This window comes from Vibrio sp. 10N.247.311.14 (genome assembly GCF_041467715.1).
Taxonomy (GTDB): Bacteria; Pseudomonadota; Gammaproteobacteria; order Enterobacterales; family Vibrionaceae; genus Vibrio; species Vibrio crassostreae_C.
Genome location: NZ_JBFSVE010000009.1, coordinates 73308 through 90529 on the forward strand (window position 1 = coordinate 73308; position 17222 = coordinate 90529).

General features: G+C 44.0%; 16 protein-coding genes. 6 read left to right on the plus strand and 10 right to left on the minus strand.

Features of this window, described 5'->3' with window-relative positions:
* The first annotated feature begins 42 nt into the window (after positions 1-42).
* Positions 43-771: a tRNA (adenine(22)-N(1))-methyltransferase TrmK gene (locus AB6F11_RS05165; protein WP_017069730.1), complete on the plus strand. Its 729-nt coding sequence runs from the start codon at positions 43-45 to the stop codon at positions 769-771.
* 105 nt (positions 772-876) lie between these two features.
* Here AB6F11_RS05165 and AB6F11_RS05170 read toward each other — a convergent pair whose 3' ends face one another.
* Positions 877-1821 carry an acyltransferase gene (locus tag AB6F11_RS05170; RefSeq protein ID WP_017063993.1) on the minus strand — a complete coding sequence of 315 codons (945 nt, stop codon included), beginning with the start codon at positions 1819-1821 and terminating at the stop codon, positions 877-879.
* Positions 1822-2152: 331 nt separating this feature from the next.
* Here AB6F11_RS05170 and AB6F11_RS05175 point away from each other — a divergent pair, with 331 nt between their 5' ends.
* Together AB6F11_RS05175 and AB6F11_RS05180 are read left to right on the plus strand one after the other, a co-directional pair.
* A complete protein-coding gene (locus AB6F11_RS05175) occupies positions 2153-2953 on the plus strand; it encodes a ferredoxin--NADP reductase (protein WP_017058858.1) in 801 nt (266 codons plus the stop codon).
* Positions 2954-3565: 612 nt separating this feature from the next.
* Positions 3566-4558: a 2-hydroxyacid dehydrogenase gene (locus tag AB6F11_RS05180; protein WP_102398419.1), complete on the plus strand. Its 993-nt coding sequence runs from the start codon at positions 3566-3568 to the stop codon at positions 4556-4558.
* Positions 4559-4678: 120 nt separating this feature from the next.
* Here the strand turns inward: AB6F11_RS05180 and AB6F11_RS05185 are convergent, their stop codons facing one another.
* From AB6F11_RS05185 to AB6F11_RS05195, 3 genes are all read right to left on the minus strand, one after another.
* Positions 4679-5551: a patatin family protein gene (locus AB6F11_RS05185; protein WP_065583767.1), complete on the minus strand. Its 873-nt coding sequence runs from the start codon at positions 5549-5551 to the stop codon at positions 4679-4681.
* 217 nt (positions 5552-5768) lie between these two features.
* Positions 5769-7220, minus strand: a complete 1452-nt coding sequence (locus AB6F11_RS05190) for a catalase (protein WP_102398420.1) — start codon at positions 7218-7220, stop codon at positions 5769-5771.
* 286 nt (positions 7221-7506) lie between these two features.
* Complete coding sequence (locus AB6F11_RS05195) at positions 7507-8709, minus strand: glycerate kinase (RefSeq protein WP_102398421.1); 1203 nt, start codon at positions 8707-8709, stop codon at positions 7507-7509.
* Between the two features lie 293 nt (positions 8710-9002).
* On the opposite strand from AB6F11_RS05195, the gene AB6F11_RS05200 reads away from it, so the two are divergent.
* Positions 9003-9212 (plus strand): hypothetical protein, encoded by a 210-nt coding sequence (locus AB6F11_RS05200; protein WP_009845895.1) that lies wholly within the window; start codon positions 9003-9005, stop codon positions 9210-9212.
* A 163-nt stretch (positions 9213-9375) separates the two neighbouring features.
* On the opposite strand, the gene AB6F11_RS05205 is transcribed toward AB6F11_RS05200, so the two are convergent.
* From AB6F11_RS05205 to AB6F11_RS05230, 6 genes are all read right to left on the minus strand, one after another.
* Entirely contained in the window at positions 9376-10257 is an 882-nt protein-coding gene (locus tag AB6F11_RS05205; RefSeq protein ID WP_017065671.1) for an L-ribulose-5-phosphate 3-epimerase, read from the minus strand.
* Positions 10258-10265: 8 nt separating this feature from the next.
* Complete coding sequence (locus tag AB6F11_RS05210; protein WP_102394250.1) at positions 10266-10913, minus strand: 3-keto-L-gulonate-6-phosphate decarboxylase UlaD; 648 nt, start codon at positions 10911-10913, stop codon at positions 10266-10268.
* Between the two features lie 4 nt (positions 10914-10917).
* Positions 10918-11739 (minus strand): pyridoxal phosphatase, encoded by an 822-nt coding sequence (locus AB6F11_RS05215; protein WP_017064002.1) that lies wholly within the window; start codon positions 11737-11739, stop codon positions 10918-10920.
* 87 nt (positions 11740-11826) lie between these two features.
* Entirely contained in the window at positions 11827-12525 is a 699-nt protein-coding gene (locus tag AB6F11_RS05220; RefSeq protein ID WP_017064003.1) for an L-ribulose-5-phosphate 4-epimerase, read from the minus strand.
* A gap of 10 nt (positions 12526-12535) precedes the next feature.
* Entirely contained in the window at positions 12536-13003 is a 468-nt protein-coding gene (locus tag AB6F11_RS05225) for a PTS sugar transporter subunit IIA (RefSeq protein ID WP_017064004.1), read from the minus strand.
* Positions 13004-13069: 66 nt separating this feature from the next.
* On the minus strand, positions 13070-14908 hold the full coding sequence (locus AB6F11_RS05230; protein WP_017060920.1) for a PTS ascorbate-specific subunit IIBC: 1839 nt from the start codon (positions 14906-14908) through the stop codon (positions 13070-13072).
* A gap of 339 nt (positions 14909-15247) precedes the next feature.
* Between AB6F11_RS05230 and ulaR the strand changes: the two genes are divergently transcribed.
* Entirely contained in the window at positions 15248-16003 is a 756-nt protein-coding gene (gene ulaR, locus AB6F11_RS05235) for an HTH-type transcriptional regulator UlaR (protein ID WP_017064005.1), read from the plus strand.
* Between the two features lie 120 nt (positions 16004-16123).
* On the plus strand, positions 16124-17191 hold the full coding sequence (gene ulaG, locus AB6F11_RS05240; protein ID WP_102394249.1) for an L-ascorbate 6-phosphate lactonase: 1068 nt from the start codon (positions 16124-16126) through the stop codon (positions 17189-17191).
* Positions 17192-17222: the final 31 nt, after the last annotated feature.

Genomic DNA, 17222 nt, shown 5'->3' on the forward strand with positions numbered 1-17222 from the left:
CGTTCAACACGACAATACCCCTTTTCTAACGACACGAGCCTTATGAAGCTAAGTAACCGACTGCAAACTCTCCATTCCCTTGTCAGCAATGACTACCAACATATTTGGGACTGTTGTTGTGATCACGGCTTCTTGGGTGTTCAACTGTTGTCGGATAACAAAGCACCTCAGCTTCACTTTGTCGATATTGTCCCGTCTCTTATGAGCGATTTGGAAAGCAAACTTACGCGTTACTTTCCGCAAGGTGCAATAGCAGAACAGAAAGTGACTAGCCAATGGCAAGTCTACTGTATGGATGTCGCCGCTATCCCGCTTGAGAAACATACTGGCAAACACCTGGTGATTATTGCGGGCGTCGGTGGCGATCTTACTCAAAAGCTCGTCGATGATATTCATCGTCAACACCCAGACAAAGCGATCGATTTCTTGCTTTGTCCGGTGCATCAGCAATTCGAGTTGAGAAGCCATTTAAAGGCGATCCATTTTGGTCTTATTGATGAAGTGTTGATTGAAGAGAACCGTCGTTACTACGAGATTTTATTGGTGAGTAATAGTCGCGGTGATTCAGAAAAGAGCCAAACCGTTAGCGAGATATCAAACGTCGGTGACAAGATCTGGACACCAAGTTGTGATGAACAAGTGAAGGTATCACAGCAATACAAAGCCAAAACATTGCAGCACTACTTACGTATCCATCAAGGACAAGAGAAGCAAGGCAAACCTAGCCAAGTAAAGCATATTATTGATGCTTACCAGGCGGTTAAGCCATAGTAAGTACTAACTTAATGGTTTGAATATTAAGAAAGTCAAATTAATAAAAAAGCCGATAGTTCAATGAGCTATCGGCTTTATTAATGCTATCGATTCAGTTTTAGCTTACTGTTCTTGTTTCTTATAAGCCACATCAGGCTCGTCAACTGTCTCTACCTCAGAAGGCTTATCAACCCCATAAACCGTATCAAGGTAGACGTCTTTCTCTTTCCACGTGCTGTTCAACCAATTGTGGAAGCGACGTTTAAAAGCCTTATCTTCAAAGTAATTACCGTTCACGTTCTCATCCATTGGATGCAATTTAATACGCACAACGACCTTAGTCATTTTGCCCTTCAGCATATCTTCAAACGGAGAGGTTTGGTTTTCAGGGTAAGCTAAGGTCACATCCACGATGCCATCCAAAATTGGGCCCATTGCAGATAAAGCAAATGCCACGCCCCCAGTTTTCGGCTTCAATAAGTGGCGATAAGGGGTCTTTGCTGACGCCAGTTTCTCGTGGTTTGCACGAGTCCCTTCAACAAAATTAACCAATGTTGTCGGTGCTAATTTGAACTTAGTACACGCTTTATTGATTGCATTAAAATCATCATTACGGCGTTCTGGGTTGCGTAATAGGAACTCACGAGAGTGGCGTCTCATGAATGGCATATCTAAGCCCCAGCAGGCCAAGCCAACAAATGGTACGTACAACAATTCATGTTTCAAGAAGTACTTCGTCATCGGCATTTTGTCTTTTAGGATTGAAGACAAAATCACAATATCTGCCCAGCTTAGGTGGTTAGACATCATCAAATACCACTGCTTGGTCGAAATATCTTCCCCCCCTTCCACTTGCCATTCGATATCGTTATTGGCGTTCAACATCCATAAATTAAGAGAAGCCCAACACCAGAATGTGAAGTTAGCTAAGCGAGTGCATGATTTTTGAACGACAGAAATTGGCAAAATAAGTTTGATTAGGGCAAACAGGCTCACAGCCAATGCGGTGAATGCAGTATTAATGGTCACGAACAATACGTTCAAGGCCATACGAAGATTATCAAGCATAAAACACAGTTATATTGAGAACGAAAGCCGCCATTATACGCATCTATAAATTATTCTCTTCAGTAATTGATTGAATATCCTAGGGGTCAAACCACTCAACCTATGTTAACGATGTTCAACCAGCTAAAGTCTATTAAAACGAAACCAAAACACATGCACGAGTCATTTGGACTCAAATAGTATGTTGTCTTTTTGACAACATCCGACCCAATAATTAACCTTTAATCAGTATTGATAAGCATTCTCATTATTGGCGTGGTACATGCAACTCTAAAGTGTAAATAGTTGAGTATCCTTAATGAGATAACTTCTCTTCTTAAAGGTGGATGATATGACAGATATTCCTCATGGTTTAGTTACAGGCAAAGTCCTAAACAAAACAGAATGGACAGATCAATTGTTCTCACTCCAGGTTAGTGCACCTGTCTCTTCTTATCAGGCAGGTCAGTTCACGAAACTTGGCTTACTTAACAGTGAGGATGAGTTCGTAAGACGCGCCTATTCGATGGTGAACGCGCCAGAGCACGAACAAGGTCATCAACATCTGGAATTTTTGATTATTAAGGATCAGAACGGTCAGCTTTCACCTCAACTTCATGAGTTGAAGATGGGCGATGACATCTTTGTCGGCAAAGACCCAAGTGGCTTTATGACCTTAGATGAGATCCCAGAGATCGCCGACGATCTATGGATGCTTTCAACCGGAACCGCGGTAGGCCCATTTATCTCAATACTTGAGAGCATGCAGATACAGCAAAATGAGTTGGCTTCAGACAAAGCCTCTTCATTCAAGAATCTGGTTCTAGTGCATGCTGTAAGAACAGAGCAAGACCTGACTTATCGAGATCGTATCACTCAACTCGTTAATCACTTTCAAGGGAGACTTAAATATGTGCCAATTATTTCTAGAGAATCAGTTACCGGAACTTTGCGCGGACGAATCCCAAATTTGTTACTTGGAGGCGACCTCGAGCAAGCCGCGTCTGTCGCTTTCAATCAAACCCGCAGTTTTTTCTACCTTTGCGGCAATCCGCAAATGGTTCGTGACACAAGCGAAGCGCTAACTAGCTTAGGTTTCGAAAAGCACTTACGCAGAAAACCCGGTCAATTCAGCAGTGAGAACTACTGGTAAATAACAACCGCCACTCGTTAGACAGAAGCACAACTTTCAAAGAACAGTTAGAGAAGAGGTTTTATATGAGTCATTTACGTATTCCGTCACACTGGAAAATTCAACGTTCCACACCCGAAAGTAAGATTCATTCAATATTGATGAACTTATAAGCAAGCAACCTCGTAATGTGATTTTTAATGTTCAATAAGTGAAGACAAAAGATCAAATAACCATAGCAATTACAATGACTAATGGTGATAGACAAGAGAAAAAAACTCTAGCACACTGAACAGAGTTGTAGGGCATGTTGACCTATCGAGCTGATTTTTGCAGCCGTTTGTGGGTTATTTATACAAGGCAGAGAATTCGACGTGTAGCTCGCCTACATGAGAATTCGATAACGCTGTAGAAAGGAACCACAAACACTGCCCGAAGGGTTCGGCTAAAATCGTTTTACTCTTTGTTGAGAGGGTTTTGCTTAGAATGACTAGGCGGCAAACCTCTCGTCGCGATTAAAACGATTTTATCTCGAACAAAACTTAACCGCGAAAGGTCAACATGCCCTTGTTTTAATCACGTTTCAGAGAATGAATTAGTGGGTTATTTATATTTTAGGTAAGAGAGGAAGCCATGCTCAACATTGCTTTTTTTAGCTCAAAATCATACGACGAAAAATCATTCGAACTGGCAAAAGGCGAACTCAACGCTGAGTTTCATTTTCACGATTTTCGACTCACCACAACAACAGCAAAAATGGCGCACGACAACGAAGTGGTTTGTGCGTTTGTAAACGATGACCTATCGCGAGACGTGTTAGAGATTCTTGCTCAAGGCCGCACCAAGTTAATCGCGATGCGCTGTGCGGGCTTTGACAAGGTCGACCTAGACGCAGCCAAAGAGTTTGGTCTGCAAGTGGTTCGCGTTCCGGCTTACTCACCAGAATCGGTAGCAGAACACACGGTTGGCATGATGATGTGTTTGAACCGTAAACTACACAAGGCATACCAACGCACTCGTGATGCGAACTTCTCTCTTGAGGGGTTAGTTGGCTTTAACTTCCACGGTAAAACGGTCGGTATGATTGGCTCGGGTAAGATTGGCCTAGCGACGATGCGAATTCTGAAGGGTTTAGGCATGAATATCCTATGCTATGACCCATATCCAAACCCGTTAGCTGTTGAGTTAGGCGCTAAATACGTTGAACTCGACGAACTTTACCAAGAGTCTGATGTGATTTCTCTACACTGCCCAATGAGTAAAGAGAACTACCACCTATTAGATGCGACTGCGTTTGAGAAGATGAAAGACGGCGTGATGATTGTCAACACCAGCCGTGGTGAACTACTGGATTCCACAGCTGCTATCGAAGCGCTTAAACAGAGTAAGATTGGCGCACTTGGTCTTGATGTGTATGACAACGAGAAAGAGCTGTTCTTCCAAGACAAATCAAACGACGTGATTGTCGATGATGTGTTCCGCCGTCTATCTGCTTGTCACAACGTGCTGTTCACAGGTCACCAAGCTTTCTTAACCAAAGATGCTCTGTTCAATATCGCGAACACAACACTCACCAGTGTTGATGCTTTCTTTGCTGGCAACACCAGCGGCAACGAACTCGTTTAATAACAGATTGAGTTAACAGCAGGCTGAGTTAAAAACAAACTAGGTCTACAGATACAAAGCCACGCTATTCTGAAGTGAACAGCGTGGCTTCGTCGTTTATTCAGTATTCTAAAACCGTTCCTAGACGCAGAAATGACAATCTTCAGTGTCTAAACCATAAACGCCTTTTCTAATAGCAAGGTGCTCTTCACCGGCTTTGACGCCCATCTCGTAACCTGTATTAAGAGTACTTTGATCCATAGTTAAACGCTTTACTGCGAACGCTTCTGGCGGCGCTATCACTTTAATGGTCGCATCTTTGGGTGGGTTACGAATGAACTCCAGAGACTGGTTGTAGTTTTCAGCACGCACCGCCATCGATTCAGCAATATTTGGGAATTTCTTTAATAGTTTCTTCAGCATCCATTGGTGCTTTTGAGGCTTCATTCGGTAGCTCAATGGGTGAGACAGAATCACGGTAATATCGCGTGCGCCACGGCGATATGCTTCACGAACCGGAATCGAATCGGCTACACCGCCATCGGTATAACAGCCACCAGAGAAACACGGAGTTTCACGGTAAGCGATAGGTAAAGCCGTTGTTGCTTCAACAACATTAGAAAGGTTTTCTGGCTTAATATGGTAGTAGTCTGCACTGCCCGTATCGACATTTGTGACAGCAGCAATGAGTGGGATACTTGAAAACAACTCACCACAATCGAGCGGATAACGTTGATTGGATTCGTTCCATAACCATTTAACATCTACCAAGTTACCGCCTTTGGCAAAGCGAGCAGGATTAAAGAAAGTTTTATCCGTCGCCATCGTGGTGATCACATCATAACTGCGTTTTGGTGCATGAGATAAGTAGCCAACCAGATTCGACACACCTGCAGATACGCCGATGGCAAAATCATAAGGACGGAAATCGTCTTGCATGAAGGCGTCTAAAACTCCAGCAGCAAAAATACCTCTCATTGCTCCACCTTCAACGATTAATGCGCTCTTATTCATCTCAAACTCCTCTACTTTCTAAACTGATAGTCGTAGAATAATCCCATCACTCTTACAAAGATAATGGGATAGATTTATCAATTCGATAGGTAAAAACTATCAATGTGGATTATTAAATTTTTCAATGATTTAGGGTTGCTTAATAAACAGCGAGATCAAAAAAGGCCGTTGAGTGATTCACTCAACGGCCTTTCAATTAACGAATCAAGATGATTGATTACGACTTAAATTCGCTCACGTCGATTTCAAGCAGTTTACCAATGCCTTCACCGTATGCAGGGTCAGCTTTGTAACAGTGTCTTAGGTGACGCAATTGAATCTCTTTTGGCACGCCGCCTAGGTTGCGAGCAGTGTTATCAAAAAGAATCGCTTGCTTCTCTGGTGTCATTAGGCGGAACAAGTCACCCGGTTGCGAGAAGTAATCTTCATCTTCGCGGTGATCCCAGTGTGCTGCTGCGCCATCTAGGTTCAGTGCTGGTTCAGCGAAATCTGGTTGCTCAGCCCATTGACCTTCGTTGTTTGGCTCATAACCTAATGTGCCACCGAAGTTACCATCGACACGCATCGCGCCATCACGGTGGTAGCTGTGTACTGGGCAACGAGGCGCATTCACTGGAATGTGCTGATGGTTTACACCCAAACGGTAACGTTGTGCATCACCGTAAGCAAACAGACGACCTTGCAGCATCTTGTCTGGCGAGAAGCTGATACCTGGAACTACGTTCGCTGGGTTGAATGCTGACTGCTCTACTTCTGCGAAGAAGTTTTGCGGGTTACGATTTAGCTCAAATTCGCCCACTTCGATCAACGGGTAATCTGCATGAGGCCAGATCTTAGTCAAATCGAACGGGTTGTATGGAACCTTCGCTGCATCCGCTTCTGGCATCACTTGTACTTTCAACGTCCATTTCGGGAAATCTTGGTTATCGATGCTGTCTAGCAAATCACGTTGGTGGCTTTCGCGATCATCACCGATCACTTGTGCCGCTTCTGCGTCAGACAAGTTCTTAATACCTTGCTGAGATTTGAAGTGGAATTTAACCCAGAAACGTTCGTTGTCAGCATTGATGAAGCTGAACGTGTGACTGCCGAAACCATGCATGTGGCGGTAAGTCGCAGGGATACCGCGATCACTCATCACGATAGTAATTTGGTGAAGTGCTTCAGGTAAAGAAGTCCAGAAATCCCAGTTGTTCTTCGCGCTACGCATGTTAGTGCGAGGGTCACGTTTAACGGCGTGGTTTAAGTCTGGGAACTTAAGAGGATCACGAAGGAAGAATACTGGCGTGTTGTTACCCACCATATCCCAGTTGCCTTCTTCAGTATAAAACTTCAACGCGAAACCGCGAATATCACGCTCCGCGTCCGCTGCGCCACGTTCGCCAGCTACCGTTGTAAATCGTGCAAACAGATCCGTCTTTTTACCGATTTCAGAGAATAGTTTAGCTTTGGTGTATTGAGTAATATCGTGAGTCACAGTGAAAGTGCCGTAAGCCCCTGAACCTTTCGCGTGCATACGACGCTCTGGAATCACCTCACGATCAAAATGCGCCATTTTTTCTAAAAACCAAACATCTTGAAGAAGTTGAGGACCGCGTTTACCCGCAGTTTGAACATTCTGGTTATGAGCAACAGGACAACCCGCAGCTGTAGTTAATTTTTTACTCATCATCTATTCCTTATTACCTTTTAGATGCACCATCTTTGTTGCATCTTTACTTCTGAATGGTGGCTATTCATCACACAAAACCACGCAGTAATTAAGGATATAGAATACGCCTGGGCTAAAGTAAAATATAATCGTTTGTATTTATCGTTATCATGGATAAAACCTATCAAATTAATGATCTAAATCATAATCATTCAATATTGACAATAATATTTACAATATAATAATCATGAACTTACAACACGCAGAAAACCAAAGCTAGGCGCAGCCTACCTCGTAGAAGCCACTATTTTTGAGATATTTTGTGACCTAACCGTAAAGTCGCTGCGATATTTCTTGCCGTTCTTGTTAAGTTAAGCTCCGCCTCTTGTAATACTTTTTCTAAAGTTTGTGGCGATCTTACAGTTCCAAACAAGCTGCTCATTTCGCCGTAAAGCGCTTCTACTTCGGTGCCTAAAGATCCGGCAATTCCTATGGTTGGAATGCCCTGTAAGCTCGCACGTTTGGCAATGCCATAAGGTGTTTTTCCTTGCAGAGTTTGATTGTCCATCTGCCCTTCACCGGTAATCACAAGGTCGGCACCTTTCAACACATCATCGGCTTGCAAAACGTCCAGTACCATCTCGATACCGGGTTTAATTTGCATGTTGAATAGCAAACCAAGTCCCATCGGCGAGCCACCAGCCGCACCATAACCCATACGCTTTTGAACGGATTCACCGCCGTCTACACAACCTTGCGTTTCTGCGACTTGAGCAAAATTCGCAAGCGCCTTATCAAGCATTAAGACTTGTTCAGGTGTCGCTCCTTTTTGCGGACCAAATACATGGCTGGCACCGTTATCCCCACACAATGGATTATCAACATCGCATGCCACAATCAACTCGACATCTGCATAGCGCGAATCCAAACCTGTAAGATCTATTGATGCTAATTCTGCAAGTGCAGCACCACCTCGGCCAAGCTCTTGTCCAGTACTATCTTGCCCTTTGCCATCTTGCCCTTTACTAACTAACAAGCGTCCACCTAACGCTTGAACAATACCTGCACCACCATCGTTGGTCGCACTGCCACCCAATCCTAAAATAATGCTCTCAGCACCTTGTTCAATGGCTTCTAAGATCAATTGCCCTGTACCAAATGAAGAAGCTATTAACGGGTTACGCTGTTCTGATTTAAGTAAATCCAAACCAGAGGCAGCGGCGATCTCAATTAAAGCCGTTTTCTTAGGATTCTGATCCGACGGTTCTAGCATTGCCCATTCTGCATTGACTGGTTGCCCTAACGGCCCTTCGACTTGGCTATGTCGCTTTTCACCAAAAAGCCCTTGGAGCAATACATCCACAGTCCCTTCACCACCATCAGCCAAAGGCAATGTTACGTATTCAGCGTCTGGGAAGATTTCACGAAAGCCCTTTTCAATACACGCCGCCACAGATACAGCCGATAGAGATTCTTTAAACGAGTCTGGTGCAATAACAATTTTCATACTGAGAGATCCAAAAGATTAGTAATTTTGATGAGTGCCCGATCCAAAAATGCCCCTATTGAAGATCAGCAAGCTAATCACTTAATAGGGGCAGTATATAAAGTAAATACTAAGCACATAACGTCACCCTCACATTGAGGTTATTGATACCCGCAATTTGTGAGTTAGATCTACTACTTACATATTGGAATCATAGATTGAGAGCATCGACCGAAATTTTAGGATAGGCAGAGTAGAGTTGCATAAATTGAAGATGGTATAGTCCACGAAAATCAAACATCTTGGACATCATCATGCATTCTAGCGACATCATCAAATTGGCAAATTTAGGCGTTAATATCGAAATTTCAAAAGACTCTTCATTGCATCCTTCTGATGCGTTGGAAGTGGTAAAGATTGTTGCTGAAATCGGTAGCCAAATCGTCATCAAAAAGAAGTACCACACAGACTACCTGATTCAGATGGCTGAAGTGGGCCGTGATCATGTGACTATTGCTGTTTAAGAACAGCCACTATTTCGAAATTGACATAACCTCAGCTTCAACAGTTTAGAGCGACATGTTGATATAAAAATGCAGCATATTGGGGGGCAATATGCTGCATTTTCTCTTTTCGTTAGGAGCACCGAGAACTCAAAGAGAAACTAGTTAATAATTCTAAGTAGAGTTAGTGGTCAAACAACATCGGAACACCCGTTTGCACACAAACATCATTCAGTCGTTTTTGTGCCGTAAGTATATTCTCTTTCCAACGTTCATCTTGAGCCCACATCTCAATCACGAGTGGTACGACGCACTCAGTCTCTTTCAACGTTTCAAAAATGGCATTAAAGTCGACTTCACCATCACCAATCACTAAGTCTCGAAATTGACCTTTGTATTCGTCAGTCACTTTATAAGTGTCTTTGAGGTGGATCTGAGTGATATGAGGCTTGCTCAACTTTAGTTCCGTCACTATGTCGTAATTCCAACCGGAGATATTACCCACATCTGGATACGCCGTGAAATACGGTGAATTGACTTCACGACTCAGCACTTCAAACTTGCTCAAAGAGTTCAAGTAATCGGTATCCATGATCTCCACAGCGAGCATAACGCCCGACCTTTCCGCCAACTGCGCAGAAAGCTTCATGCCTTCAATGAACCTCTGGTGAGTCACCTTATCCGCAGGCTCGTAGTAAACGTCATACCCAGCCAATTGGATGGTACGAATACCCAATTTGTAAGCGAGTGAGATCGCTTTTTCCATATGGATAGCCGCTTGTTCACGAATCACCGGATCTGCAGATCCAAATGGGAACTTGCGATGCGCGCTTAAACACATGGATTGCAGCGGTACACCATGCTTTTCACACAGGCGACGTAAGACATACACTTCATCGTCATTCCAATCCAAACGGCTACGGCGCTCGTCTGATTCATCTACCGATATCTCAAGAAAATCAAAGCCGAGCTCTTTGGTTGTTGCCAGTTTGTCTTCCCAGCTGAGTTCGTTAGGTAGGGCCTTCTCATAAAGCCCTACTCGGTGGCGTAATAAGTTTTGGTACATAACGCCTCCTAATTCCAGTAACGGTCGATCTGAGCTTTTAGTGCTTCTGCTGTTTCTTTACCTTTTTCACCCGCAAGTGCGCGACCTGCAATAAAGGTTTTCGCTTTAATGCCTTCAAATAGGTAAAGGTCTTCAGGCACGATGCCACCTGTGATAGAAAGCTCGATGCCCATTTCAGACAATGCACGCATCTTCACAAGATCTTCTTCAGTCCAGCCCACACCAGCTAATTCAGCGTCACGAGAACGGTGATAGATAGCTTGAGAGATACCTAGGTCGACCCAAGATTGAGCATCGTCCATTGTCCAATTGCCGTAAATTTCGATTTGTATTTCACCGTTAAATTCGTCAGCGACTTTCTTACACGCACCAATGGTTGCGATGTGTGCAGCCGCAGAAACGGTTATCCAATCAGCACCCGCTTCGAATGCCATTCGAGCCAAAATTGCGCCGCCATCGGTGGTTTTCATATCGCACACAAGGATATGGTCTGGGTGGTTTTTACGAAGGGTAGAAACCGCTGTCATCCCTTCAGAAAAAGCCAAAATAGTGCCCACTTCAATCACATCAACAAAGCTTTCAACGTTGTTTGCCACTTCAATTGCGGCAGGAAGATTTGTTTGGTCTAGGGCGATCTGAATCATTGGTTTAGTCATGTTGTTATCCTTTAATTTGTTCACGTATTAGACGGGCTAAGCCATCATGGTTGTTATCTGTTGAGCACACGCGTTGAACGTGTGATTTGACGATGTCATCAGCATTGAGCATCGCTACACCGAATCCGGCGTACTTAATCATGGATATGTCGTTGTGGTTATCACCGACGGCAATGACGTCATCGGCGTGATAACCGAGTTCTGCGATGTATTCTGCAAGGCGTAGGCCCTTACTGTTACCTTTTGCAGCAAAGTCGATTCGGTTTGACCAAGAACGCTCACCGTTGAAGTTCTCTCCTATCCATGGGTGTTGCATCAAACGGTCGACGGAATCTTGGCTCCCCTCTACCACAAACTTCCAAACGTGTTCAGCTTGTTGAGCTGTTTCTATGAATGATTCCACTTGGTAAATTTGTGGGCGATGTTGCTCTGGTGCCGTTTCAGCCCAGCTTTCCAATGCCAACATGTAGGCAAATGGGTTGTACTGTGAGTACGTCATGGCATGAGTTATATACATCACCATCTTGAGCTGAAACTCGTCAGCCATGTTAATGAAAGTAAGTGCCTTATCTTTCTCTATGGCGTTTTGAGTCAATACCGTTTCAGTTTGATAGTCATAAACATAAGTGCCGTTACAGCAGATGATTGGAGTATCTAGCCCCAATTCGTAATAGTAAGGTCGTGCTGCTGTGTGGTGTCGGCCAGTAACAATCATGACGTGACAACTTTGTTTGGCTTCTTGAATCGCCTTTTTTACTTCTGGATGAATCGTGTGATCATCCTTTAACACGGTTCCATCGAGATCTAACGCCAGCACTTTATACATAGAGTCCTCTACTTATTCCCTGAAGTCGGGCCTAATCAATATTGAAGCTACTTCGAATAGAAACGACTTACTTAAACGAAATCCGATTTACTGTTGGCCGTAATAAGCATTTTCACCGTGCTTACGTAAGTAGTGTTTGTCGGATAGTTCTGGCTGAATTTTGATGCCGCTATTCAAGGTGCGCGTTGCCAACGCCATTGCCGACACTTCTTCTAATACCACCGCGTTATGAACGGCGTCGTTGGCATCTTTGCCCCAAGAGAACGGCGCATGTCCTGCAACAATCACACTTGGAACGGCCATTGGATCGATTCGACGTTGCTTGAACTCTTCAATAATCACCAAGCCAGTATTTTTCTCGTACTCTTCAGAAATTTCAGAGTGAGACAATCGACGTGTACATGGGATGTCACCGTAGAAATAATCAGCGTGAGTGGTGCCTAAGGCTGGGATGTCGATACCAGCTTGTGCCCAAATGGTGGCACTGCGTGAATGCGTGTGAACAATGCCACTCACTTCAGGGAAAGCTTTATAGAGCTCTAAGTGCGTTGCGGTATCGCTTGAAGGATTGAGTTTCCCTTCAACAACCTTGCCTTCGAGATCGACGACCACCATGTCTTCAGCCGTCATATCACTGTATTCGACACCTGATGGTTTAATCGCTATCACTCCGTTAACACGGTCAAACTCAGAGACATTACCCCAAGTAAATGTCACCAAACCGTATTTCGGAAGTTGCAAATTGGCTTCTAAAACACGTTGTTTCAATTGGCTATATTTAGACATCGTTGCCTCCTTACGCCGCTTCCGCTTGAAGCAATGCAGCATCAATTAAACGCGCCACTTCTTCTGGGCTTTTGCACGCGCGAAGTTTTGAGAAGTCTTCATCGAATTCAATCAAGTTCGCCACTTGCATGGTGCCTTCGATGTGCTCTTCTGAGTCCTTACCCGCTAGTGTTATCAGCACATCTACAGGCTCATCAACACCTTCAAACGTAATTGGCGTTTCAAGCACGGTTAGCGCAAACCCAGTACGAATAACACCGTCTTCAGGGCGGCAATGTGGCAGTGCGAACGCATCGTGAATACAGATATAAGGGCCTTCTTCACCAATCGCTTTGGTAATCGCGTCGTAGTAACGCTCTTCTGCAATACCCGCTTTCACCAATGCATCAGTCCCAAGCTTGATCGCCGCTTTCCAGTCAGCTGCTTTTGCGTTCAGTAGGATAGAGTTATTCTTGATAAGAGATTCTTTTAAGTTCATGTTATTGCTCACTTATATAATTGTTTTTATTGGCTCAGCAGTGCGACACCACTGAGCCGTTTTTAATTATTTATGGAAGTTGTTCTCGATGATGGAAACAAGTTCGTCGCCGAAAGTTTTCACCATAATCATGTTCTTAACCGCTAACTGTTGCTTACCTTCCGGCAGACCCGTGATCTTCGCTGCAAGAGCAACCGAAGTAACGATGATGTCGAATGAACCAAGGTGTGATTTGTAATCAGTGATGGCGCTGTTAAAGGTCGAGCTTGGGATGCCTTTCTTGTCCAAATACTCTTTGATTTTCTTAGAGCACATCATTGAAGAACCTTGTCCTGAGCCACAGCACACTAAGACACGAACCGGTTTCTGGTCAGCGGCTGGTGAGATTCGAGTTTCTGATGTTGTAGAAGCTGCCGTTGTTGAAACAGATGGTGCTTCAGCGGTTGCTGTCGATTGTTGTGGAACCGCGACTTCAACCTCAATACCTTCAGGCGTTACTGCGGTCATTGTTTCAGCAGCAGCTTCTGCGTCTTCTTCAGCTCGTAGTTGCTTAGAAGCGAAGTACATGTAGATGCCAGCCAAAGCCAAAATCACAAAGAAGAACATGCTAGAGCTTGAGATACCTTGCATGATTGGTGGGAATACCAGAGCCCAGTCAGCCATGCCCATCCAGCCATTAAACTCAGTACCTGATTGAGCGAAGATATGGATTGCCCACGCAGAGCCAACCACTTCGATGATGCCCATCACGAAACAGATCTTCATCACCGCTTTCCAGCCACCAAAGTGGTTAGCAAACACACCGATAGTGGCGTTCGAGAAGAACATTGGGATAAAGCCAGGAATGATCATGATTGGTGCGTCAAACGCTAGCATTGCAAGAACAGCGGTGAATTGACCCACTGCGCCCCACATGAAACCAAATACCATTGCGTTAGGAGAGTAGGCGTAAATAGCAGCACAATCGATTGCTAAAACAGCGTTAGGAATAAGGCGTTGAGAAATACCGTTAAATGCCTCGGACAGTTCCGCAACGAACATGCGAACACCAGTAACGATGACTTGAATGGCAACAGCGAATTTCAAACCAGTTTCAAAAATGTAGATAAACCAGTGCGTTTTACCTGCCATGTCCTGAAGGTTATCAAGACCGAACGAAAGAAGAATAATGCCGAAGAAGCCAGTCATTACTAACGTTGTTGCAGCGATACTGTCGTGGAAAATGTGTAACCACTTAGGCAGTTTGATGTGGTCAACACTGTCGTTCTTGTCGCCAAGCTTCGGTGCAACCTTGGTGGCTACCCATGAAGCAAACTGTTGTTGGTGACCAATCGAGAAACCCGCACCACCAGTGACTTCTTGAGTCGGCTTGAACATGATGTTTGAGGAGATACCCCAGTACAACGCCATCAATATTGCTGAATAAATAATGGTTTCCCACATACCTGCACCAAGCACGAAGTAGAAAACAGCAATGAGGCCAGCTTGCTGGAACATGATATGCCCAGTCAGCATGATGGTTCTGATACCCGTAATACGTCGGAAGGCAACAAGTAGAATGTTTAGCCCAAGAGCCAGTAATACTGCATACCCAACCCAAGAGTAGTTGTCGCCCATGGTTTCCATGGTGGACATCATGGAGGTGTACGGGTCAATTACCGATCCCGTTAATCCATGTATTTCACTCATTTTTTCAATAACCGGTTTAAAACCCGCTACCAATGTTCCTGCACCTACCTGCACTATCATGAAACCAACGATGGTTTTAATAGAGCCGGAGATAACAGTTGTTGCGTCACGTTTTAGAAGGATGTAGCCGAGACAAGTAACAAGACCGAGTAGCAACGGTGCTTTGGTCATTACCTGACTGTAAAAAATATAGAAAATATCGTATAAGAATTCCATATCTTTACCCCTGATTGATTTTTAATTTTAATGATTTGTAGGATGTGATGATTCTAGTTTTGCTCACGAACTAGACTTTACCAATCAAAAGTAATCATTCAATGCTCACTTGTGATTACTTTGATTTATATCAATTAACCACACCCAGAATGTGCTTAATTGAGCTTTAGATCACACGTAAAAATTATAAATACAATAAAATCAACCACTTATAAAACATTGTGATTAATGTCTGGTTTTTATAGCGATGTGGTTTGACAATCATGATGGTGATTATTAGAATCAAAACAAATCAAAAGTAATCATTAAATTGTCACAACGACAAAAAGAGTGATAAATATGAATGAAGTACAAAGACATAACGGCATCTTGTCGCTGTTAGAAGATATGCAGACAATCAACGTCTCTCATATTATTGATAAATTTAGCGTTTCTCCTGCTACTGCTAGGCGCGATATCGCTAAGTTAGATGAAGTTGGCCGACTTAGAAAAATTCGAAATGGTGCGGAACGAGTAGAAACTCAGAAGAGAAAGTGGTCACCACTGAATATCAACAGCACTGAGTTCTATGAAGAGAAATCAGAGATTGCTCAAGCAGCTGCAGGGCTTTGTCAGGCTGGCGATACAGTCGTGATCAACTGTGGTTCGACGGCTTTCCTACTCGGTCAGCAATTATGTGGCGATGACGTTCAAATCGTAACGAACTACTTTCCACTCGCAAGCTACTTGATCAACGAAGATCATGACGATGTCATCATCATTGGTGGTCAATACAACAAAGCGCAGAACATCTTTCTAAACCCTGCCCCTAATTCATTAGGCGGCTATGCGGGAAACTGGATGTTCACCTCAGGTAAAGGCTTAACCGATGCCGGGCTGTACAAAGCCGACATGTTAACGGCCGTAGCCGAACAACAAATGCTCGAACAGGTCGATAAGCTTGTCGTCGTGGTCGATAGCTCAAAAGTTGGACAACGTACCGGAATGCTCTTTTGCAGCACCAAGCAAATAGACATTGTCATCACCGGTAAAGACGCCAATCCCGAAGTCGTAAAACTAATTGAAGCTCAAGGGACGCAAGTCATCCTAGTTTAAATCGCAGGGCTAACTAGCCCACGAATAATAATAAATTTAGCTCAGTGCCTTAATCCAAATTAAGGCGCTCGGCTCCCTACATCCAAAATTAATCAAATTATTGAAATAAAAGGTATTATCATGAGCAATGTAAACGAAATCACTCGCGAGTCTTGGATCCTAAATACATTCCCTGAGTGGGGCACATGGTTAAATGAAGAGATTGAACAAACAGTTGTGCAACCGGGTACGTTTTCTATGTGGTGGCTGGGTTGTACAGGTATTTGGCTAAAATCAGAAGAAGGTGCAAACCTATCAATGGACTTCTGGTGTGGTACTGGTAAAAAAACACAAGCCGTTCAAAAAATGAAAAACCAGCACCAAATGATGCGTATGGGCGGTGTGGAAGCACTTCAACCAAACCTACGTACCGCGATCTTCCCATTGGACCCTTTCGCTATCAAAGAGATCGATGCAATTATGGCATCTCATGACCACGGCGACCACATTGATATCAACGTTGCAGCGGCAGTTCTACAAAACTGCGGCGACCACGTTAAATTCATTGGCCCTAAAGCGTGTGTTGATTTATGGATGAAATGGGGTGTGCCAGAAGATCGGTGTGTTATTGCTAAAGTTGGCGACGAGATCAAAATCAAAGACGTGAACATCAAGGTTCTTGACGCATTCGACCGTACAGCTCTAGTGACACTTCCTGAAGGAACATCTTCCCTAGACAAAGAAATTCTAGACGGAATGGACGACCGTGCAGTGAACTACCTAGTAGAAACAACAGGCGGTTCAGTTTACCACTCTGGTGATTCTCACTACTCAAACTACTATGCTAAACACGGTAATGACCACAAGATCGACGTTGCACTGCTTTCTTACGGTGAGAACCCACGTGGCGTAACAGACAAAATGACATCTTCAGACATTCTTCGTGCTGCTGAGTCTTTGAACTGTGAAGTAGTTGTTCCGTTCCACCACGACATTTGGGCTAACTTCCAAAATGACCCGCGTGAAATCGAAATGCTGTGGAACATGAAGAAAGAACGTCTTCAATACGGCTTCGCACCTTTCTTCTGGCAAGTTGGTGGTAAATACACATACCCAACAGATAAAGGCCGCATGCACTACCAGCACTTCCGTGGCTTTGCAGACATCTTCACAAATGACCCAGAACTGCCATACCGCGCATTCTTGTAAACATTAAGAAAAGCACTAACTAGGGAGCAAT